The organism is Ruminococcus sp. AF17-12 (genome assembly GCF_003479245.1).
Lineage (GTDB): Bacteria > Bacillota > Clostridia > Lachnospirales > Lachnospiraceae > Blautia_A > Blautia_A fusiformis.
In genome coordinates this window covers 82,133-104,135 of sequence record NZ_QUGY01000002.1, presented here as the reverse complement: position 1 = coordinate 104,135, position 22,003 = coordinate 82,133, and the positions used below count along the sequence as shown (strand labels likewise).

At 43.6% G+C, this 22,003-nt stretch carries 21 protein-coding genes; 3 read left to right on the top strand and 18 right to left on the bottom strand.

Features of this window, described 5'->3' with window-relative positions; genetic code table 11:
• Window positions 1-179 precede the first annotated feature (179 nt).
• Window positions 180-1,190 (bottom strand): HAMP domain-containing sensor histidine kinase, encoded by a 1,011-nt coding sequence (locus DWW77_RS02600; RefSeq protein ID WP_059085857.1) that lies wholly within the window; start codon window positions 1,188-1,190, stop codon window positions 180-182.
• Window positions 1,187-1,858, bottom strand: coding sequence for a response regulator transcription factor (locus DWW77_RS02595; protein WP_021652048.1), 672 nt, complete (start codon window positions 1,856-1,858; stop codon window positions 1,187-1,189). Before DWW77_RS02595 ends, DWW77_RS02600 begins: the two co-directional genes overlap by 4 nt.
• A 65-nt stretch (window positions 1,859-1,923) precedes the next feature.
• Between DWW77_RS02595 and DWW77_RS18460 the strand changes: the two genes are divergently transcribed.
• Together DWW77_RS18460 and DWW77_RS02585 are read left to right on the top strand one after the other, a co-directional pair.
• Complete coding sequence (locus tag DWW77_RS18460) at window positions 1,924-2,109, top strand: hypothetical protein (protein WP_161206331.1); 186 nt, start codon at window positions 1,924-1,926, stop codon at window positions 2,107-2,109.
• Window positions 2,110-2,365: 256 nt separating this feature from the next.
• Window positions 2,366-3,748 carry a citrate/2-methylcitrate synthase gene (locus tag DWW77_RS02585; RefSeq protein ID WP_022427281.1) on the top strand — a complete coding sequence of 461 codons (1,383 nt, stop codon included), beginning with the start codon at window positions 2,366-2,368 and terminating at the stop codon, window positions 3,746-3,748.
• A gap of 220 nt (window positions 3,749-3,968) precedes the next feature.
• Here DWW77_RS02585 and DWW77_RS02580 read toward each other — a convergent pair whose 3' ends face one another.
• From DWW77_RS02580 to DWW77_RS02555, 6 genes are all read right to left on the bottom strand, one after another.
• Window positions 3,969-5,723, bottom strand: a complete 1,755-nt coding sequence (locus DWW77_RS02580; protein WP_118607987.1) for an alpha-amylase family glycosyl hydrolase — start codon at window positions 5,721-5,723, stop codon at window positions 3,969-3,971.
• Between the two features lie 174 nt (window positions 5,724-5,897).
• Complete coding sequence (locus DWW77_RS02575) at window positions 5,898-6,128, bottom strand: hypothetical protein (RefSeq protein WP_015525138.1); 231 nt, start codon at window positions 6,126-6,128, stop codon at window positions 5,898-5,900.
• A gap of 75 nt (window positions 6,129-6,203) precedes the next feature.
• Window positions 6,204-7,436: an MYG1 family protein gene (locus DWW77_RS02570; RefSeq protein WP_114001617.1), complete on the bottom strand. Its 1,233-nt coding sequence runs from the start codon at window positions 7,434-7,436 to the stop codon at window positions 6,204-6,206.
• A 167-nt stretch (window positions 7,437-7,603) separates the two neighbouring features.
• Window positions 7,604-8,023 (bottom strand): twitching motility protein PilT, encoded by a 420-nt coding sequence (locus DWW77_RS02565; RefSeq protein WP_114001618.1) that lies wholly within the window; start codon window positions 8,021-8,023, stop codon window positions 7,604-7,606.
• Window positions 8,024-8,154: 131 nt separating this feature from the next.
• Window positions 8,155-9,393, bottom strand: coding sequence for a DNA polymerase Y family protein (locus DWW77_RS02560; RefSeq protein ID WP_114001619.1), 1,239 nt, complete (start codon window positions 9,391-9,393; stop codon window positions 8,155-8,157).
• 42 nt (window positions 9,394-9,435) lie between these two features.
• On the bottom strand, window positions 9,436-9,984 hold the full coding sequence (locus tag DWW77_RS02555; RefSeq protein WP_015525131.1) for a hypothetical protein: 549 nt from the start codon (window positions 9,982-9,984) through the stop codon (window positions 9,436-9,438).
• Window positions 9,985-10,178: 194 nt separating this feature from the next.
• Between DWW77_RS02555 and DWW77_RS02550 the strand changes: the two genes are divergently transcribed.
• Window positions 10,179-10,691: a hypothetical protein gene (locus DWW77_RS02550; RefSeq protein WP_114001620.1), complete on the top strand. Its 513-nt coding sequence runs from the start codon at window positions 10,179-10,181 to the stop codon at window positions 10,689-10,691.
• Window positions 10,692-10,774: 83 nt separating this feature from the next.
• Here the strand turns inward: DWW77_RS02550 and DWW77_RS02545 are convergent, their stop codons facing one another.
• The 10 genes from DWW77_RS02545 to DWW77_RS02500 all read right to left on the bottom strand — a co-directional run bounded on the left by DWW77_RS02545 (window position 10,775) and on the right by DWW77_RS02500 (window position 22,001).
• Window positions 10,775-11,941 carry a D-alanyl-D-alanine carboxypeptidase family protein gene (locus DWW77_RS02545; protein WP_015525129.1) on the bottom strand — a complete coding sequence of 389 codons (1,167 nt, stop codon included), beginning with the start codon at window positions 11,939-11,941 and terminating at the stop codon, window positions 10,775-10,777.
• On the bottom strand, window positions 11,938-13,113 hold the full coding sequence (locus tag DWW77_RS02540) for an FtsW/RodA/SpoVE family cell cycle protein (RefSeq protein WP_015525128.1): 1,176 nt from the start codon (window positions 13,111-13,113) through the stop codon (window positions 11,938-11,940). Before DWW77_RS02540 ends, DWW77_RS02545 begins: the two co-directional genes overlap by 4 nt.
• A 3-nt stretch (window positions 13,114-13,116) precedes the next feature.
• Window positions 13,117-13,356 (bottom strand): cell division topological specificity factor MinE, encoded by a 240-nt coding sequence (gene minE, locus DWW77_RS02535; protein ID WP_015525127.1) that lies wholly within the window; start codon window positions 13,354-13,356, stop codon window positions 13,117-13,119.
• Window positions 13,357-13,401: 45 nt separating this feature from the next.
• On the bottom strand, window positions 13,402-14,190 hold the full coding sequence (gene minD / locus DWW77_RS02530) for a septum site-determining protein MinD (RefSeq protein ID WP_015525126.1): 789 nt from the start codon (window positions 14,188-14,190) through the stop codon (window positions 13,402-13,404).
• 57 nt (window positions 14,191-14,247) lie between these two features.
• Window positions 14,248-17,145 (bottom strand): penicillin-binding transpeptidase domain-containing protein, encoded by a 2,898-nt coding sequence (locus DWW77_RS02525; RefSeq protein WP_110103139.1) that lies wholly within the window; start codon window positions 17,143-17,145, stop codon window positions 14,248-14,250.
• A complete protein-coding gene (mreD, locus tag DWW77_RS02520) occupies window positions 17,130-17,657 on the bottom strand; it encodes a rod shape-determining protein MreD (RefSeq protein ID WP_021652034.1) in 528 nt (175 codons plus the stop codon). The genes DWW77_RS02525 and mreD overlap by 16 nt, the downstream gene beginning before the upstream one ends.
• On the bottom strand, window positions 17,647-18,543 hold the full coding sequence (mreC, locus tag DWW77_RS02515) for a rod shape-determining protein MreC (RefSeq protein ID WP_022427290.1): 897 nt from the start codon (window positions 18,541-18,543) through the stop codon (window positions 17,647-17,649). Before mreC ends, mreD begins: the two co-directional genes overlap by 11 nt.
• Before the next feature lie 13 nt (window positions 18,544-18,556).
• Window positions 18,557-19,570 carry a rod shape-determining protein gene (locus tag DWW77_RS02510; protein WP_021652032.1) on the bottom strand — a complete coding sequence of 338 codons (1,014 nt, stop codon included), beginning with the start codon at window positions 19,568-19,570 and terminating at the stop codon, window positions 18,557-18,559.
• A 16-nt stretch (window positions 19,571-19,586) separates the two neighbouring features.
• The gene (gene radC, locus DWW77_RS02505) at window positions 19,587-20,294 is read right to left on the bottom strand and encodes a RadC family protein (RefSeq protein ID WP_118607986.1); all 708 of its coding nucleotides are present in this window, start codon (window positions 20,292-20,294) and stop codon (window positions 19,587-19,589) included.
• Between the two features lie 105 nt (window positions 20,295-20,399).
• Complete coding sequence (locus DWW77_RS02500; protein ID WP_118607985.1) at window positions 20,400-22,001, bottom strand: NAD(P)/FAD-dependent oxidoreductase; 1,602 nt, start codon at window positions 21,999-22,001, stop codon at window positions 20,400-20,402.
• Between the last annotated feature and the right edge of the window lie 2 nt (window positions 22,002-22,003).

The following is a 22,003-nucleotide window of genomic DNA, read 5'->3' as shown; positions in this document are numbered from 1 at the left end:
TTTCATAAATAACTATCCTATACTTTAAAAGATGATCTGCAACTTAACATCAACTGTTTCTCAACAATTGTTGAAGTTTATGAAAAAGTTTATATAAAATAAAAAACAACGGAAGAACCTCATGAAAAATAAGGTGTCCGCTGTTTTTTGGTTTTATGGATATGTGTAAAATATTTGTTTTACAGTATAACAGTAAAACGACAGCCGCTTCCGGGAATATTTTCCACGGAAACGGTTCCCTTACACAGGTTCAGGATCTGTTTTACAAGGGCAAGTCCAAGACCGTTTCCCTCCTGTTTATGGGAACTGTCGCCCTGGTAAAATTTGTCAAAGATATGTTTCATGGAGTATTCACTGATCTGGGGGCCTTCGTTTTCTATGGAAAAACGAATCTTTTCTCCTTCCGGCATCATCCGGATATAGATCGTACCACCACAGGGACTGAATTTGATAGCATTGGAAAGCAGATTGTCCCATACATGACAGATGAGATTTTCGTTTCCAAGATACTCCACATCCATCATGTCCACATCAAATTCAATTTCTTTTTCTGACCATTTCGGTTCCATCATAACAATGGATTGTCGGATCTGCTCATCCAGACGGTACCAGTTCTGACGGGTCTGGATCGACTGGTGTTCGATCTTGGACAGCAACAGGATATTTCCTGCCAGGTGGGAAAGCCTTCTGGTGTTAAAAAGGATTTTGCTGATGTACTGCTCCTGCTCTTCTGATATAGGCATGTCATCATCCTGCAGCAGAGTTGCATAACCCTCAATAGCACTGATGGGAGTTTTGAATTCGTGGGAAACATTGGAAACAAAGTCTGTCTGCAGAATCTCCGTTGCTTCCAGTTCCTGGACCATCAGGTTGAAATTAGAATAAATATCCCGGATTTCCTTCATTTGCTTTTCCGTTTCCAGTCGGACGGAAAAATCGCCTTCAGCAACCTGTTGCATGGCTTTTTTCAGCTTTAGTACAGGACCGAAATACCGGATACTGAGAAAGTTGTTAAGGACACCCCCTGCGGTCACGCTGGCCAGGATGATCCATACGATGTTCGGAACAGCTGAAATATGCAGTACATCCATAACAAGCCAGGATATCAGAGATACACAGACAAGCTCCAACATGATCATAAAGATAAAACGTAAACGAATGCTTAAATTTATGAAGAGTTTCTTTTTCATGCCTTTACCACCTTATATCCAACTCCACGGATCGTCACGATCTTAAAATCCGGATTATCGCGAAAGCGTTCCCGAAGCCTTCCAATGTGGACATCTACTGTGTGGGCATCGCTTGCGGAATCATATCCCCAGATATCATCCATAAGCTGTTGCCGGGTAAAGATTTTTCCCGGAAAAGAAACCATCTTATATAAGAGCATGAATTCTTTCTGAGGAAGTACCATACTTTCCGAGGAGGTGGAGACCGTCAGGGAATCGCACTCCAAAATGGTATCTCCGATTCGCTGTTTCCGCTCATTGATCATCTGTGCTCTGCGGAGAAGTGCACCTACCCGCAAAACCAGTTCATTGATATTGACCGGTTTCACCATATAATCATCGGTACCGGACAGAAATCCCATACGCATATCATCAAAAGCATCTTTGGCAGTGACCATAAGTACAGGAATGGAATCTCCGGCATCTCTGAGTGAGCGGACCAGTTCATAGCCATCCATGTTGGGCATCATTATGTCCGAAATGATCAGATCGTAATAATCTTTTTCCAGGACATCCAGCGCTTCCTGCCCGTCAGAGACCCCTTTTACTGTATAACCGTTTTTTAAGAGGACATGCCGGAAAAGCTGGCGGAGTTCCAGGTCATCTTCCGCAATGAGAATTTTAAACATTTTTACATCCCTATTCCTTGATCTTTTCAATGTCCATGTTTTCAGGCAGGATACAGCTTAAAACAATGGATATGATAAATACAACAGCAACTACATTTTACGCAAAAACGGACTGTATGATCGACGGGAAAATATCCCAGATCCCGCTCTCACTTGCTGTGGTGAATCCGATTCCGACAGCAAGAGAAAGAGATAGGCGGCAGCAGTCCGATGTGAAACAAACTACTATTATAAGAAAAATTACGGAATAATCATAACATAGATTCGTTGTGGAAACCAGACGGATTTTGATGAATAAATGTAATAATAGATGAATTAGGTCATATTATGAATATTTATACACGAAAAAAAGAAATACCCTCTTGCATTTTCGAAACTTTTACTGTAGAATTATTAACCAGGTAAACACAAATGTATGCCATACCCGAACACTGATTACAAAGATGTAACCAATCTTAACTGTATCAGTGTTTTTTAATATACAATGGGGAAACGAGGAAAAAGATTATGGAAAAAAAGCATGAAATGATGAGTCTGGAGGACTCCGAACAGCTGAAAGGCAGAATGAAATTCTTTGAAAAGGAACTGGTAGAGAATCATCACATCGATCCCAACCTTTATGTGGAATACGATGTAAAAAGAGGACTTCGTGATTCCGCAGGTAAAGGTGTTCTCACAGGTCTTACTGAGATTTCCGATGTTACCGGCTATAAGCTGGTCAATGGCAGACGTATTCCTGCAGACGGTGCATTGTATTACCGGGGAATCGATGTGCAGGATATCGTAAACGGACTGAAGGACAGACGTTTTGGTTTTGAGGAGACGATCTATCTTCTGATTTTCGGTAAGCTTCCCAGCAAGGAAGAGCTTTCCAGATTTCTTGAGCTTCTTTCTGACATGGAGGATCTGGGAGGACGTTTTGTCCGTGACGTTGTCATGAAGGGAACCAATGCCAATATTATGAATGCTATGGAGCGCTGCGTACTTGCTCTCTATACATATGATGATAACCCGGAAGATATTTCTGTGGAGAATGTACTCCGCCAGTCTCTGGAACTGATCGCTAAGCTTCCTGAAATCGCGGTTTACTCCTATCACGCATACCGTCATTTCCGTAAAGACGAGACACTTTTTATCCGCAATCCGCAGAAGGGGCTTTCACTTGCCGAGAATATCCTTCTGATGCTTCGTCCGGATGGCAATTATACAGAGCTTGAGGCCAAGGTCCTTGATATCGCACTTGTACTTCATGCAGAGCACGGCGGTGGTAATAACTCTACTTTTACCACACATGTAGTAACATCTTCCGGAACAGACAGCTACTCTTCTACCTCTGCATCCATCGGTTCACTGAAGGGACCGCGTCATGGTGGTGCCAACCTGAAGGTCCAGAACATGTTTACAGATCTGAAGGCCAATGTAAAGGACTGGGAAAGTGATGAGGAGATCACGGCATATCTGCAGAAAATACTGAATAAAGAAGCATTTGATCATGCAGGTCTGATCTATGGTATGGGACATGCAGTTTATACACTCTCCGATCCGCGAGAAGTGATCCTGAAACGTTTTGCACAGGCTCTTGCAGAGGAAAAAGGAATGATAGATGAATTTAAACTCTATGATAAGGTTGAGGGTATTGCCGGAAAACTGGTCATGGAACACAGAAAGCTGTTCAAAAATGTTTGCGCAAATGTTGACTTCTACAGTGGCTTCGTTTACTCAATGCTTGGTATTCCGGAAGAACTTTTTACTCCGATCTTTGCCATCGCACGTATGCCTGGCTGGAGTGCACATCGTCTGGAAGAGCTGATCAGTGCCAATAAGATCATCCGTCCTGCTTATAAGTATGTGGGGCATCATGCAGATTTTGTACCTTTTGATGAGAGATAATAAACAGAATGATAAAAGCAGTGGGGATTTCTGACCTATTTAAGTTGGAAATCTCTGCTGTTTTTTTGTTCTCCTAAATTACAGAAAAACAGAATCATAACTATACATAATATATATTATGTAAAATAAATATCTGTTTTCACAAAAAAACAAGGCTCACCGCATAAGATATGATCGGATTGCCTTGTTTTTTATGGAATCTTACTTTATTATTCCTTTCCTATCGGAAGCTCTTCAGCCAGTTTACAAGAGAATCATGCCAGATGTTGTCGTATACGGTCTTTTTCATCTGGTCATCTACGGGTCCGTTTCCTGCCATTTTTGCAAGGATAGCAGCCTGAAGTTCGCCTACTGTCATTTCTTCTGGTGTTTTGTGCGGATTTGGCGCAGTGACCGTTTCCGTTTCCTGTGTATTGGAGGATTCTGCTTCAGGAGTTGACGGAATATCCGCTGCGTTTGCTGTATTGTCAGAAGCTTTATCTGTATTTTCAGCGTTTGAAGCTTCTTTTTCCGGGGCAGCTTCTGTTACAGTGCTGTTTTCAGCCGCCTGCTCCTCTTCTGCCTCAGATGCAGCGTTTTCGTTCTCTTTTGCTACGGCAGTTTCCAGAACATTAGTCTGAACCGGCTTATATTCCGGCATATCTCCTGCAGGAAGCCAGATCTCACCGCTGTTTGCTGCAACACGGACACGGATCCGTCCGCCCTGTGCGGAAACCTTCTGACCTGTGAGGGCACCTACGTATTCCGGAGCACTTCCTGTTGGAAGGTTCATCTCTGAATCACTGTCATCATTATTCACAGTAACGATCACTCGTATGCCTTCCAGATCTCTTGCAAAGGCAAACTGACGGTTTGTAAGAGCCAGTTCTGCGTAGGAACCATAGCTTAATGCAGGAGTTCCCTGGCGGACCTTTCCGAGGGCTGCGATCAGTGCAGTACATGGGTTCTTTGTTGCAGCATCCGCATAATCGTTAAGATCAAGTGCCGGACGTAAGCTGGCATCGGAAAATTTTTCTTTTTTTCCGTCAATACCAAATTCTGAGCCGTAATAAATGCTTGGAACGCCAGGTAAAGTATAAAGAAGTACATGTACAGGAGCAAAATGTGCTTTGTTCTGCAATTTGGTATGAATTCGCTCTACGTCATGGTTGTCCACGAAATTGTAGAGGTCCAGATCTCCCATATTCTGAAGATATTTTACTGTATGAGCAATTTCAAAATAGTTGTGGTCATTATGTCCGCTGTAAAGTGCCTTGTGAAGGGCATAGTTGGTTACACTGTGAAGAGTCTGTCCGTTTACCCAGCGGCTGTAATCTCCGTGAATGACCTCTCCCATAAGCCAGAAGTCTTTCTTAACCTCATCTGCGGTATGACGTAGAATACGCATGAAATCAAAATCCAGAACATCAGCGGCATCCAGGCGGATTCCATCAATATCAAATTCGGAAACCCAGAAACGGATCACATCACAGATATAGTTCTGTACTTCCGGATTGCGCTGGTTCAGCTTTACAAGAAGATTGTATCCACCCCAGTTTTCATAGGAAAAACCGTCATTATATTCGGTATTTCCGCCGAAATTTACATTGCAGTACCAGTTAACGTAAGGGGAATGCTCACGGTTTTTCTGGATATCCTTAAAAGCGAAGAAATCACGGCCTGTATGGTTAAATACACCATCAAAGATCACGCGGATGCCTTTTTCATGGCAGGCTTTTACAAAATTGGTGAGATCTTTATTGGTTCCAAGACGGGAATCCAGTTTTTTGTAATCGGTTGTCTCATAGCCATGTCCGACACTTTCAAAAAGCGGCCCTATATATAAGGCAGTACATCCGATCTCTTTGATGTGGTCAATCCACGGCAGCAGTGTGTTCAGTCGATGTACAGGAGTTCCGTAATCATTTTCTTTTGGAGCGCCTGTAAGTCCAAGTGGATAAATATGGTAGAAGATTGCTTCGTTGTACCAGCTCATAATATTACACCTCTGTTCTAAAAATTTGCAATTTCCTGATAATTAGAGAAATTACACAAATATCTTCTCTATAATACCAGATTCCTATAATATAATCCAGAATAAATCAGCCAGTTTTTCAGCGAAAAATCCGGCATATTGCTAATTGCCGGATCTTACCTGATGGACATATGTTTATTCGTCAAATTCTGCAGTAACTATAAAGCCGCGTGGCGTATGCTCAATGCTTTTGATGATCCCCTCTTTGGATCTGATGCGGTCTGCGTTTCTGTAGCAGCCAGACATGGCTACTGCAGGCTCAATGATATAGCTGTAGTTTGTGGCAGAGAGAAATTCGGAGATCTTTACTTTATCTCCCACCTGTATCAGCCCCTGTCTTTCCATTTTAAATTTTTCTTCTCGCATAAACATGCCTTCTTTCTGTATAAATACGCAATGTGAATATATCTGTAAATACAATTAATTACATGTTTAAGATCTTTAAGAACCGGATGGGATCCGTACCAGAAGCTTCTGTCCGTCTTTTTCTACTGCTGTAAGAACGGGAATATGTTTTTTTCGCAGAGCATGAACGATGGGATACAGGGAAAACATGGCATTATCTGCAAAAACTGCTTCCGGTTTGTAGCGGAGGATTTCTTTAATCCTGTCTTTTATAAAGCTTTTCCATTCTGTCTTTTCCATGGAGAGTTCTCCGTAGATTCCGTTCAGAGTCAGCTCCGGTAATTGGGGAACCGGCAGATGTACGATCCTGGCAGAAGAAAGATCCGGAAGCTTTTGAAGCAGCATGTCTGTTTCTTTATTTCCGCCAAGGCTTACGATCACAGCTTCTTCATGGAAGGCGGCAAGACTGCTCCTGCAGGCAAGAACAGAATCCTCAAGGGTTCCGCAGGTCATGAGAAATCCTCCTTTATGACAAAAGGCTGCACTTTTAAGACCGGTTACCAAAGATAACTCTTCGCCTTCCAGGCCAAGCCAGGAAGAAGGAAAACTGCATTTGTAATTCATGGAATATTCTTTTTTCTGTGGCTGGATACAGTAACCGCCCCGGTTGGACGGAAAGATCACAAAAGCAATGTTAGTTTCCGAAAGGCGTTTTTGGCAGGGAATAAATTCCGGAAGTATAAGGATATTGGTATTTTCTGCCGGGGTATCGCCCGAAGCCAGGGAAGCAGCATGTTCTGTAAGAACTTCTTCCACCCGTCTGTCTGCACGTTCATTTCCAAGGTAACGCTCGAATTTATTTTCCAGGATCATACCTGCCACACTGACTGCCTGGAAAAAGGCTTCGTCATTGCTGCTTTTGGAATCCCATCCCGGATTAAAATTGCCGATCAGTGTGGCAAGTTCATTTTTTTCACCGGTATTATCATTGATATCCAGAGGCTGGACAAAGGATTCATCGAATTTTAGTGCCAGCTCCTCACCTAGGATTTCCGGTCCAAGCTTTTCCCAGAGAAGGCCGAAGGCCGCATATGGGACGCCATTATCGCGGATACGGCTGTCTTTCTGATGATGATCATACTGTCCTCTGCCAATATCAAAAACAAGACCTTCATAGTTTTCAGGAACCTGGTTTCCACGTGTGATGGTAATCTCGGGATTCAGATATAAAAGCAGAGCGGCAGAAAAAACATCGTCTGCGTGAAATTTTCCGCTGTGGGTGAATGCGGATGCATTTTTTTGTTTGATTTTTTCCAGTAAATGATTCATATGAAACGCTCCTGTGTGTTTATTCTGCTCTTCAGTATACCACAGAAATGAAGAATAAACAAAGTTTCCTACAGTTAAAAAGGGATCCGTCCTGAGGACAGATCCCTTTAAAAATTTACGTTCTTTTATGCTTTATGTACAAAATAGGACGTTCATATTCAATTTTATTATAATGCGCAGATAATTTTATCCTGATATGCTTCCGGAACTTCTTCTTTATCCAGAGACATACTGATAATAAAGGAAACTTTGAAGGTTTTACCGATGGCACTTAACTGATCCAGTGTTTCGGTTGCATCCTTTCCTTCAAGCTTGGCTGTTGTAAGGAAGCTGTCCAGATATACCTGCTCCAGATCATGATCCTGAGAGAGGATACCACAGATAAATCCTACAAATTCGTCCGCATTTTTAACCGGAAATCCGGAAACATCGATAAGGCGGACCTTGTTGTTCAGCTCATACATGTGCTTGGTGCTCTTGTCTAAGTAAACAATACTACCGTTGGCGTCCTTAACAGCTCCGTTTACTTTGTCTAACAGTACTTTTGTTTTTCCTTTGCCTTTCTTTCCTACGATCAGTTCAACCATCCTGTTTTCCTCCTTAGACACATATAATAATTTTGAATAAAATTGCTATTGATATGCTTCAAATTATAGTGCATTGTGAATAAAATTGCAAGGGTTTTTTGAAAAAAACTGGTAATTTTAATCAAGCTTTACTACTCTCTTTCATTTTCCATTTGTGCTTTTGCTTTCCTTCCAATCCGGGCAGTGCTGTTCATGATACTGGCCCGGGTAACTTTGTCGTTTCCGTACTTCAGACGGATGGAATCCAGTGCTGCATCCAGTTTCTGCTGGCGTTCCTTCTTGTGAGTATCCTCAAAAAAGGACAGCTGTTCAAAGGAATCATCCGTAAGACCGGTCAGTGATACTCCCAGGAGCCGGAGTGGCTGTCTCATCCAGGACTCCTGAAAGAGGTTTTGGGCATTTCTGTAAATCTCTTCTGTGATATCGGTGGCATTTGGCAGTTTAGTCTGATGAGATTTGTTTCGAAAATCCAGGGTACGGAAGGTTACAGAAATGCAGGTGCATTTTTTCTTTTTGCGGCGCATGCGGGCGGCCAGAATATCGCATTGTTCCAGCAGGATCGGAAGTGCCTGCTCCAGTGAGACCAGATCATCGTTAAATGTAGTTTCCAGACTGAATCCTTTTGCTTCATCAGGTTTTGCTTTCACAGGGGAGTCATCAAGGCCACGGGCATACTGATATAACTGCTGTCCTGCTTTTTCACCGAGAAGTGCCTGTATCTTTGCTTTTTTTTCATGAGCCAGATCTCCGATGGTTCTGATCCCTGCATCCTGCAGTTTTTTTTCAGAGGATTTGCCAAGAAAAAGAAGCTCTCTCACTGGAAGAGGCCACATTTTTACAGGGATTTCTTCCGGAAATAAAGTATGCACCTTATCTGGCTTTTCGAAATCAGAGGCCATTTTTGCAAGAAGTTTATTGGTGGAGATGCCGATATTTACGGTAAAGCCGAGTTCTGTACGGATCTTATCCTTCAGCTCATGGGCAGTTGCCACCGGATCCGGGTAAATATAGGAGGTTCCGGTCATATCCAGAAAAACCTCATCAATGGAAAAGGATTCCATTACCGGTGCATAGGACCCACAGATTTTTTTGAAGGCTCTGGAACATTTATCGTATAATTCAAAGTCAGATGGAACGGCCACAAGATTCGGACATTTGCGAAAAGCCATAGCCATAGGTTCTCCTGTCTGGATTCCGTATTTTTTTGCAGGAATGGACTTGGCGACAACGATGCCGGTACGTTTACTGGGGTCTCCGCCAATACAAGAAGGGATGTCTCTCAGATCCGGAAGTCCCATCTTTACTCTTTTTGCTGCTTCCCAGGAAAGAAAAGCACTGTTTACATCAACATGAAAAATCAATCGTTCCATATAGGGTTCTTCTTTCAATTGTATAAAGTGTGTCTGTTATATCTATTTACAGATTTTTGCAGACAGCTGATCAAAAAGGTTTCGATATTCCTCTTCTACCTGTGAAAAAGGGTATTGCCGGTATTGGATCGGAACATGGACAACCGGTTTTGGAGTGTCCGGTGTTTCATTCAGAAGATATTTCAGGTCATACCAGAGCAGGTCATTGTCGATCTCCTTCAGCTTCTGCTCTTCTATGGCAGAAAGTCCGGATCCCAGATATTTCTGATAGATAATGTTTAAAAGAGCTTCCTCCTGTTTCCGATACTCAGGAAGACTTTTCTTAAATGGTCTTGGAACATCGGACATATAACATTCGCTGGCATCGTGAAGAAGGGACGCCAGTATAAGACGGCCGGAATAGCCACGTGCTTCGGCTTCTTTGGCACAGAGGATGCAGTGCTGCCCTACAGAGAAAAAAGTCCTTACATGACCATTTCCGCGGCATAGAAGAGAAAGTGCGTGTGCAATGTCCTCAATGCAGATCAGCTCTTCGTCCGGATGTGTCGGATCAAAATGTTTTCCAGTGTATGTGGTAATGCAGTCGCCCATAAAATGTTACGCCTTTCTTTAAGTTATGAATAAATATGATTATTTATTATAAACACCCAGAGAAAGTGTGTCTATATGATCGCGAAATAAATTTCGGGAACTGTTACAGAAAAACAAAAGAAATACATGGCTGTTTTACAAATATGAGTGATTCTGTGCTATAATACAAAAAAACGACAGGGAGATCATCAGCGATGAAACATATGGAAGAAATGAAGATTGCCGGATTAGCCATGGCATTATGTATCGTGATGCTGGGAATCTATATTGTCGTCCCAAAGGATGGAACGGTTTCTCATCTTACTGCTATTCCGGATAATAATGCGGCGGAGCCTGTTACAGATTCTACATCAGAGGGAACTGCTGATGCGGATTTTCCAATCTATACAGAGGACAGCTACAGCAGTGAGCCCGAGAGTTCTGACGATACTGGGGACGGAGATTCCTACACGGAAGAGCCGACTTATGATCCAGGTGATAATTCTTACGACGGCAATACGGATAGTGAAGCCAATGGAGCAGATACTTCAGATACATCTTCAGATGGAACCGATGAAGACGCAGGCAATTATGAAAATCCGGACAGTGGCTCCGGTGAAGTGGTCGATGACAATGATTACAGTGGTACTTCGGATACGGATCTTGATAGCAGTGAGACCGAAGATACCGGCAGTGATGGCACTGATGATATAGTAGAAATTAACTGAATGTAAAAAAAAGAATAAAAAAGCAGATCTGCGAAATAAAATTTCAAACAGATCTGCTTTTTTGTTTTTTGTATGGAATCCTGTCAGTTGATGTTCTGGAGCAAGGATGTCATTTCCTGATAAAGAACATCCTTTGAGGACGCACCCATGACGATGGAAATAAATGGCTTCCCATAAGCATTCTGGCTTAAAAGTGCCAGACAGTTACCGGCTTTATCGGTTGTTCCTGTTTTTCCTCCAAGGATAGTGACATCCTTAGGAGTTGCTGCCTCTCCGGTAAGATAATGATCTGTAGCGGGTAAGGTAGCACTTGCATCGGAGCCATCGGAATGCTTATAGCTAACTGTATAAGATGCCATTTGTGTGATGTCTGTAAACTCCGGATAATTCAAGGCTTCTTTCAGCATCAGATAAATGTCATAAGGCGTTGTATAATGATTTTCGTCCTGAAGACCATGGGGATTGGTAAAGTGAGTTCCTGTACAGCCAAGTTCTGCAGCAAAGCTGTTCATCATCTCTACAAATTTATCTGTTGATCCACCTATATGTTCCGCAATGGCAGATGCTGCATCATTGGCAGAATAAACAAGAAGACAATGAAGAAGCTGATCCATGGTAACCTGATCTCCCGCCTGGAAACCAGCTACCTGAGAACCGGATTCCAGGGTAACATTCTCCTGTGAGATCGTTACTGTATCGTCCATGTTTCCATATTTCAGTGCAAGCATAGCTGTCATGATCTTTGTGATGCTGGCAGGATAAACCTTGTTGTAGGCACCTTTTGCATAGAGTACCTTTTTATCACTGAGATTCAGAAGCACACCGGACTGGCTGTCATCCAGACTGACAGAATCCAGAGCAACATCTTTTGTAACAACACAGAGATCATGGGCGAAACCTGCCGCGCGCTGCTCTTCTTTGGAAGTCAGAGTATTATCAAACTCGGAGAATGCATTGAAAGAATTTGCAGGAGTAGAAAAATCTCCGCCCTTCAGCATGTAAACACCAAAACCGCCAGCTGTGCATAGTACGATCAGCAGAAGAAGGAGAAAAATGGTGTTGCGGATCCTTTTACGACGCATCCGTTTCATCCGGGTATTTTGAGCTTTACGTCTGGCAGAAACAGTTCTGTCAGACGGCATGGAAGTTGTTTTTGTCCCCTTGGAAGCTGTATGTGCAGCCCGGGAAGCCTGACCTCTGGAAGGATTGCCAGAACGTATATGATTTTTTACAGGTTCTTTACGTGTCATAAGTATTCCTCTTTCCGAAAGTAGGTATCCGATTTCTGACCTTTTTTCTGTAATTCTTTATTATATGCACTGCTCTGCAGTCCTACATTGAGAACAAGTCCCATACCCATAAACAGACTGATCAGAGAAGTAAGACCATAGCTTACAAAAGGAAGCGGAGTACCTGTGTTTGGTGCAAGGCCGGTAGCAACACAGATGTTGATGAAGCTCTGTATGGAAACAATGCTTCCAACACCGCAGCATATGATCTTACCGGCAAGATCCTTGGCCCGCAGGCTCATACGGATACATTCAAAGGTGATCAGAAACAGCAGCAGTACGATCAGAGTACAGCCGATAAATCCGTACTGCTCTCCAGCCACCGCAAAAATAAAGTCGGTCTGATTCTCAGAAACAAAGTTTCCATCATTTACGGATGTAACACTGGTGTCATTACTGAAAGCACGTCCCACAAGCTCTCCGGAGGCGATGGCTGTTTTTGAGTTGTTCTGCTGTTCAATATCATCTGCGTATTCTTCGTTCTCCGGATACAGGAATGACATGATACGGTTTCTCTGGTAATCCTGTATCAGTTTCTGATCCGGCTGCACGATAATGGACAGAAAGATGATGGCCAGAGGAATCGCGATCAAGGCTACACCTCCGATGATCTTATAACTAAGTCCTGCGATGTAGATCAGAATACAGAACAGGACTGTTACGGTGATGGTGTTTTTCATATCCGGCTGTACATAGATCAGCATCAGTGGGATGACCAGAAGGACAGCTGATTGTATCAGAGTCTTTAAGGTATTCAGATCTTCCTCATGATCCATAAAAAATTTGGCAAAAAACAGGATAATGATGATCTTTGAAAGCTCGGTAGGCTGGAAACGGATAAAACCTAAATCCACCCATCTGGCAGCACCATTGGCGCTGGATCCGAAGAACCGGACAGCCAGAAGCATAACGATATTAAATCCATACATGATCCATTGAAAATTCAGCAGCCAGGAATAATCCATCAGTGAAAGGATCAGCATAAAGACTACACCGATGATCACACCCAGAAGCTGACGTGTGCGAAGGTAGTCGGCAGCTGTTCCTACAAGCTGAATTCCAATAAAGCTGATCGCCAGGAGAAAGATCACCAGTCGAAAATTGTAAAACCGCAGCTTATACTGTTTAATCATAAATTATGCATCTCTTTTCTTAAGTACGGGTATGACTGCATGCAGAACAGGTGGTTCCTGTGTGATCTGTATGGTCACCCCTGGTTCATCAATTACAACGTATTTTTTTACGGCATGTATCAGATCGTTCCGTAAAAGCTTCATCATCTGTGGAGAACAGTCTATGCGTTCCGATACAAGAAGAAGCTTCATCCTGTCGCGTGCATAGCCTGCAGAGTGGTTTTTCCCGGAGAAAAATCCCATAATCATTCCTCCTGTGATGAAAAATGTCAGACAGCAAAGCGTCTGTTATTTTCGAAAAATGCTGCCAAGACGGTGGAATACACCATTTTTTCGACGCACAGTAACATAAGGGACCTCTTCGCCCATAAGCCTCCGGCAGATATTGCGATACTCTTCTTCTGCCTGGGAATTTTTTCCGGATAAAGGTTCTCCCTGATTTGTGGAGATCACGATCTGTTCATCATCCAGGATCGCACCGATCAGATCTACAGCCAGGATTTCCAACACATCTTCTACGGACATCATATCACCTCTGGCGATCATTTCCGGTCGAAGCCGGTTGATGATCAGCCGGATATCACGGAGCCCTCCGGACTCCAGCAACCCGATGATACGGTCTGCATCCCGGATCGCGGAAACTTCCGGTGTGGTCACGACCAGTGCACGGTCCGCTCCGGCTACTGCATTTTTGAATCCCTGTTCAATTCCTGCCGGACAATCCAGAAGGACATAATCGAATTCTTCCCGGAGATCATCGGTAAGCTTGATCATCTGTTCCGGAGATACGGCAGTTTTGTCCTTGGTCTGGGCAGACGGAAGAAGATACAGTTCTGAATGCCGACGATCCCGGATCAGTGCCTGTTTCAGGCGGCAGCTCCCATTGATCACATCAACCAGATTATAAACAATACGGTTCTCCAGTCCCATGACAACATCCAGATTTCGGAGTCCGATATCGGTATCTACAACTGCAACCCTTTTTCCCATGGCAGCCAGTCCGGTCCCGATATTTGCCACGGTGGTGGTTTTTCCAACACCGCCTTTTCCAGATGTAATGACAATGACTTCACTCATGTTTTCTGATTCCTCCTATAAAATGTTCCACACTTCTGGTATCCTCATAAAGTTTGTTTAGTCATTCGATACATTACTGGTATCGCTTGCTGCATAGCCAGTGAGAATGGTGCTTTCATCTGCAAGTCCGAAAATGTATTTAAAGATATCATTAGCTGCAAGGCAGGCATTACCGGATGCATATCCGTTTGCGATTCGTACAGATATTGCGTACTTGGGATCAGAAACAGGCGCATATCCGATAAAAAGTGCATTGTTCGGATGATAATAGTCAATCTCGGCAGTACCGGTTTTTCCTGCTACTTCAACTCCAAGTCTGTTAAACTGATCATGAGTCTGCACCACACGATACATACCGTCATGGATGTCATCCCAGATATTGCTGGAAAGATCCAGCTGTCCAGCTGTTTCGGAAGGATATTCCTTTATAAGTTTTCCTTTGGAATCCGTCACACGGTCCAGAAGGGAAAGCTTATAGATCGTACCGGAAGTGGCGATCGTTGACGCATAACGTGCAAGCTGGCTGGTCGTAAACGCATTGGTACCCTGTCCAATATAGGAAGGGACGGCGTTTTTGTCAGAAACCTGCGGAGAAGCTTCGGAAATTTCAATGCCGGTTTTCTGATCCAATCCCATGAGGGAAGCATATTTCTGAAGCATTCCAAGACTTCTGGCTTCAGAAAAGTTACCTTCGGAATCTTTACCAAGTTCGAAACCAATCGTAGTGAAAAATACGTTACAGGACTGCTCAATGGCTTCACGGATATCAAGAGAACCGTGGCCCTGTTTATTCCAGCAGTTGATCGGAGGTGTTACAAGGTCAAAGCTTCCTGTACATTCAATATATGTGCCATCATCTATTACGCCCTCAGACATGCCGGCAACAGTAGATAAGATCTTTAAGGTAGATCCTGGAGCCGTCTTCTGCTGTGTTGCCTTGTTGAAGAACGGGCTGGAAAGATCTGTGGAAAGCTTTGCATAATAATCAGTATCCATATTGTTGGTCAGACGATTATTATCATATCCCGGATAGGAAACACATGCGAGAACATTTCCGGTTGTAGTATCTGTGATCACCGCAGATGCAGAGCACGGAGCCAACGCAAGCTGGGCCGGTGTGATCTCAAGATTTGCGATCTTGCGATACATGAAGGTGTAGGCATCAAGACCACCGGAGGCCATTGTCTGATACAGCTCGTCTTCTTTGGAAAGAACGCCCTGTTCATAGAGAACAAGACACAGATCTTCTCCACTGATGGTGTCTTCCTGAAGCATATATTTATACAGAAGCTTTGAAAAGCCTGTATCTGTTTTCAGGTAATCAATGATATAGGCGGTAAGAGCCTGATAGATCTCTTCAGAATCCAGATATTCTCCGGAGGTTGAGATCTGGGAAATATCGATCCAGTTCTGACTGGCAGCGTAGTTCAGATAATCCTTCAGACTGATACTCTGATCATTTTTCCAGGCTTTGTATGTTTCATCCGCGGTATCAATGGAATCACTTTTCAGTACCTTCAAGGTATTGGTAAGAAGATCATCACAGATATAGGTAAGATATTCCTGCATCTGCGTATCTTCATCCTTATAGGCTGGAGGATTGTCGCCTGTCAGCCTGTTACTTATTGTATCAAAAACCTGTTGCTGTTTTTGCTGAAATTTGACGTATAAATTTTTTTCTGTGTCGGAAGCATCTGCATCACTGAATTTATTGATATCGATCACACTGTTTGCGATCAGTGCATTGTATACATCATAGATTGGGATGGTGATCTTACTTGCATCTTTCTCTGCTTCATAATCAAAGCTTTTATTCGGTGTCAGTTTAGAGAGGACAATACCAGCAACACGCTGTTCCAGGATCTGGTAAATACTCTTCTGCCAGTCGGAATCAATGGTCAGATAAACATCGTTTCCGGCCACAGGATCAACAGTTTTAGAATTGTCGATGTCAAGGACTTTACCAAGATTATCAACTGTGACCGTTTCTTCTCCGTCTTTTCCCTGAAGTTCAAGCTCCATATACTGTTCGATTCCGGCTTTTCCAACAACCGCATCATTGGAATAATCAGGATTATCCTTACGAAGGGTTTCCAATTCCTCAGAAGAGGCCTGGCCTGTGTAACCGAGGATCGGCGCCATACTCTCATCGTCCACATATTTTCTGGTGGAATCTTCTACAATGTCAATACCCTGGAGAGCGGCCTGATTTTCTTTTATGGCTGCCACAGATTTTTCACTGACATTTGTTGCAATGGTCACCGGCATATATTTCTTGAAACTGTTGGTGTTCAGCTGATAGCGCATGATCGCAATTTCGAGGATTTCCTGTTTGGTAAGCTCTTCCGGAAGAGAATGTGCGGCAAGTTCTTCCGGGGTGTAGGCATCTTTTCCGTAAAGAACGATAGAAAATCCGCTGCTTCCGGTAAGATGATCCATGATCTGGGCTGCGGTTGCGTTTTTCTGCTCCTCACTGAGATCATCAATCTGTGCTTCTCCGTAAATATCCGCACGGAAACGGTTAAGAGTAAATCCTTCATCTACATCAAAAGCATAGTCGCCATGATCATTGACGGTAATATGAAAATTATCAGATAAGCTGTCCCCGTTTTTGGAAAGGATCTGTAATACCTGGTAGGCGATACCGTTCAGAGTCAGATTCTTTTCTCTGGTGCTGTTGTATGTACCGCTATCTTCGAATGTGACAGAATATGCAAGTACATTGGAGGCGACAACTGTGCCGTTACGGTCATAAATATTACCACGGGTGCTTTTGATCACGCGTGTTTTGGTGGTACGTGTCTGAAATTTACTGATGTAATCCTCTCCTTGTATGATCTGCAGACTGAAAAGCTGCCGGACCAGGACAGATGACAGAAAAATAAATACGATCACAAGAACTGTAGTACGTTTCAGACGGATTTTTTTGATGATTTTTTTTATTTTAATTCCCAAATAGACTCACTTTCTTTCCTTACAGTATCCATTAAGTGGTAGTTGATCCAGTAAAATACCCGGTATACGATGATGGTGAGAAAAACCGTATATACAATCTCGGGGATAATGATCCTGTATATGTAGGTCCAGAATCCAAGACGGCCTCTGAGCAGAAACTGGAGGCCATACACAGCCAGATTATAAAGAAGATCTGTTCCTGCTACAAGAAAAAGCGGAACTTTCAGATCATCATCATAAAAACTGCGGAATGCATAGCCGCTGATAAAACCTATATACATATAGATCAGTGCATAAAATCCAAACAATGATCCATAAAAGAGATCGACAAAAAGCCCGGAAAAAAATCCAGTCCACAGACCGACTTTTCTTCCACGCATAAGTCCCATGGATACACACAGGATCAAAAGCAGATTTGGAGTGATGGATCCAATGGAAATACGGTCCATTACTGTGCACTGAAGGAGAAAACAGACAATGATAGTGATAAATAATATAATCCTATTTTTCATTGGACGCATCCTCCGATTTGTCTATCGCGTCCTGTTTATTGGTGGTGATCACAAATACATCTTTCAGATGACCGAAATCAACCGGTGTAACGATCGTACCTGTTTTTGTCAGGTTATTGGGATCCTGCTGGATCTCACTGACATAACCAATAAACAGTCCTTCCACATATTTTTCACTGATGTTCGAGGTGACAATACGTTCTCCGACTGTTACCTTGTTATCCTGATCGTAAAGCTGCTCAAAGCTTAATTTGCCTTCATCGATCAGTTTCAGATCTCCAGTGACAACGCAGTTGTCGGAAGTACTGACTGCCATGGCACTGACATTGCTGCTGTCATCGATGATGGAACGGACAGTAGCCCAGGAAGGTCCCACTTCTGTAACGATACCCACAAGACCCTTTCCGGCGATCACGTTGTTATCAACCCGGATCCCGTTATTACTGCCTTTGTTGATCATAAAGGTATCATACCAGTTTCCGGGATCTTTGGAGATTATCCTTGCGGCAACCTTGGGATAGTCGGTATATTCCTGATCAAGATCGTAAAGTTCCTTCAGGCGTGTGAGCTCTGTCTGGTCCTGGATCAGGATGTTATTCTGTTCCGTAAGACTGTTGATCTGACTTTTCAGCTCTTCGTTTTCCTGAAGCACGTCCTGTTTATCACGAAGATTGTTTTTTACATTTCCAAATATATCGCTGACACCGGCGATCCCCTTTTCAAAGGGAACGATAAGAAAACCGGCTGCTTCCTGAAGTGGTGCGGAAGAGGTTCCGGAGGCTGCTGTAGCTACGATGCAGCTTCCACAGAAAAATGTCATGATTACCAGAAGATGTTTACTTTTTAAATTAAAATGAAAACGCACTTTTTTTCGGATGTTTTTCATTATATATGCCCCTTTACAGTTTTTTCTGCTTTACCGGCTGGGCCCATTTGCGCAGGTTTCTGTCGCGGATGATCTTTTCCAGGCCGTATGCTGCAGAAGTTTCATACAGATCAGAAAGATTAAAGGCAAATCCGGTATAGCTAGCCAGATAGTTATCTATATAAGGAAGCCGTGTGCTGCCGCCGGTCAGATAAATGCCCTCTTTTGCGATATGATAAGCGATCTGTGGCGGGGTACGTTCCAGAAAAGATTTCATTTCTGCTGCGATCTGGTTCACACAGTTGGCGATCCCTTCATTGACAACGTAGGCAGAAATAACTTCTTCTCGTGGAAGTCCGGAAATACTGTCGATCCCGACTACTTTTCGGGCTTCTTTTTTCTGATCATTCAGTCTTCCCATAACTACTTTCAGACGTTTTGCAGTTCGTGTTCCAATCTGAAGATTATAATGTTTTCGGATTTCGCTGCAGATAGATTCGTTCATCTGTCTGCCTCCGATGGGGATCTTACGGCTGATGATGATCTTGCCGTCGGTTATGATGGAAAACTCTGTACTCTGTGCACCGATGTTTACGATCATGCTGCCCTGATTCTTTTCAGGGTCGATTCCCATGGCAATGGCATCTGCAATAGGGGACTCCACCATAAAAACACGGTTTTTCCGCAGCCAGTGACCATTGACCAGATGATAGTATGCCCTCTTTTCGATAGCAGTCATATCAAGTGGTACGGAGAAATACATGTCTGCTCCGAGACCGGATGTATGATCGATTTTTTTTATCATGCTGTAAAGGACGATCTCTTGCAATTCCAGATTTGCCAGCATACCGAAAGCCATAGGAGAATTTACGGAAATATCTGCAGGTGATTTTTCAAACATTTCATAAGCTTCGTTCCCTATGGCAAGGATCCGGCGTCCTCTGTAGGCTACCATGTTCTTTTCTATGTAACTTTTGTTTCTGAAAAATGAATAGACTTTTACAGAGCTGCTTCCAAGGTCTACTCCGTAATTATTTCTAAAAAGCATAAATCTGTCCCTTCACTTAAGTATATTCATCAAAAATCCCTTTTTCGCGGAAACTGGCATACCTGTGATCACCGATGATGATATGATCCAGAAGATGGATGCCGAGGAGTTCACCACAATGATAGATCCGTTCCGTAACATCCAGATCAGCCTGGCTGGGGGAGGGATCGCCTCCTGGATGATTGTGGACCAGGATCAGGTTCACCGCCCGATACTTTACAGCTTCTACAAAGACTTCTCTTGGTGTGATCAGTGTGGCATTGACTGTACCGCGGCTTAAAAGCTGTTCCCCCGACAAATGGTTATGTCCGTCCAGCATCATGCAGTAAAGCAATTCCTGCTCTTCATGCCGGAGCCGCTCCATATAATATTTCGCAATGGTTACCGGATGGTGAAAAGATAATTCCGGTTTTGCAGCTGCGGTTGCCATACGCTTGGAAAGTTCCCCGATACATTTCAGCTGTATGGCTTTTACCTTACCGATCCCATGGATCTTCATCAGTTCTTGCATGGAAATATGAAACAGTCCAAGCAGGCCACTGTATCCGGTCTGTTTCGATAAATTCAGGATTTTATCTGCCAGAGTCAGGGAACTGGATCCCTGTACGCCACAGCGCAGGATCACGGCAAGAAGCTCTCGATCGCTTAAGGACTGTTCTCCTTCCCGCAGACATTTTTCATACGGACGCTGATAATCTGGCATTTCCATTATAGTATCTTTCATATGATTTCCCTTTTCGCTCTCGAAGAAGGGGATGCAAAATTGCAGAAGTTATTTTAGCATAAAAAAGCAGGGATGTACACTCTATCCCGGAAATTTCCACTTTTTTCACATTTTGTTTACAGGCAGGGCATAAACAGAAGCGACTGCTTCTGCCACCTTGATCCCGTCCATCGCTGCGGATGTAATGCCTCCGGCGTAACCGGCGCCCTCTCCGCAGGGGTAGATTCCTTCTATATTGGAAGTGAGCTTTTTCGGTTCCCGAACGATCCGTACAGGAGAAGAGGTACGGCTTTCTACTCCTTCCAGCAATGCATCCGGTCGGTCAAAACCGGAAAGCTTTTTTCCAAAAGCATGGATTCCTGCTTCAATGGAATCGCCGATCTCTTTTGGGAAAATACTGCGGACATCGGTAAGTGTATAAGCTCCTTTGATACAGGGGATCACATCTCCAAGCCTGGTACTTTTCTGATGGGTACAGTAATCTTTGAAAAGCTGTACCGGAATTTTTCCTTTTCCGGCTTCCCAGGCAGCGCGCTCCAGTTTTCGCTGCAGAGCGATTCCGCCGAGAACTCCCTCTTCAGGAAAATCAGAAGGGTTTACCGTAACGATGATAGCACTGTTGGCATTATGGCTGTCACGTGCCTGATAGCTCATACCATTCACTGCAAGCATACCTTCTTCAGAAGATGCATTTACAACATATCCGCCGGGACACATACAGAAAGAATAAACGCCACGTCCGTTTTCCAGTGTATGGGTAACCTTGTAGCTGGATGCACCCAGACGGTCGTTTTCCGGTTCCCCGTAAAGATCCTGGTTGATCATGGTCTGCGGATGTTCCACACGTACCCCCACTGCAAAAGATTTCGGCTCCATGTTAATATTGTGTTTTTCCAGCATGGCAAACGTATCTCTGGCGCTGTGGCCGGGAGCAAGAATGCAGATTTCTGCCGGTATTTCCTCTTTTGCATTGACAATGACTGCAGTAAGCTTCCGGTCACGGATCATCAGATCAGTTACTGTGGAACGAAAACGGAATTCCCCGCCCATTTCTTCAATCTGATGACGCATAAACTGAACGATACCTACAAGCTGATCTGTGCCAAGATGAGGCTTTTGCTGGTAAAGGATCTCAGAGGGAGCTCCTGCCTCCACAAATCGGGAAAGAACTTCCCTTCCTCTTCCAAAAGTATCTTTTACCAGAGTATTCAGCTTTCCATCGGAAAAAGTCCCTGCACCGCCCTCTCCGAACTGTACATTGGAATCCGGATCCAAGATGCCGTTTTTCCAGAAATTTTCCACGGTTTTCTGGCGTTTGTCTGCTTCTTCTCCCCGTTCCAGTACCAGTGGACAGTACCCGGCTTTGGCCAGGTACCAGGCACAGAATAATCCTGCAGGTCCGCTTCCGATCACTATAGGACGATGGGACAGAGCTTCAGAGCCAGATGAGGAGAAATGATATTTTTTCTCAGAGGTTAACATAATATTTTTATCGTGAACCTTTTTGAGAACACGGGATTCGTTATCCAGTTTAATATCTACAGTGTAGACAAATTTTTTGTCCTCTTTGTGCCGGGCATCCAGAGATTGTTTTCGGATCTCATAGGTGAACGGCTGATTTCCAAGACGAAGCATTTTTGCTATTTTTCGGTGAAGCTGCTCTTCTGTATGAGTGATGGGAAGCTTCAACTGTGTGATCCGGATCATTG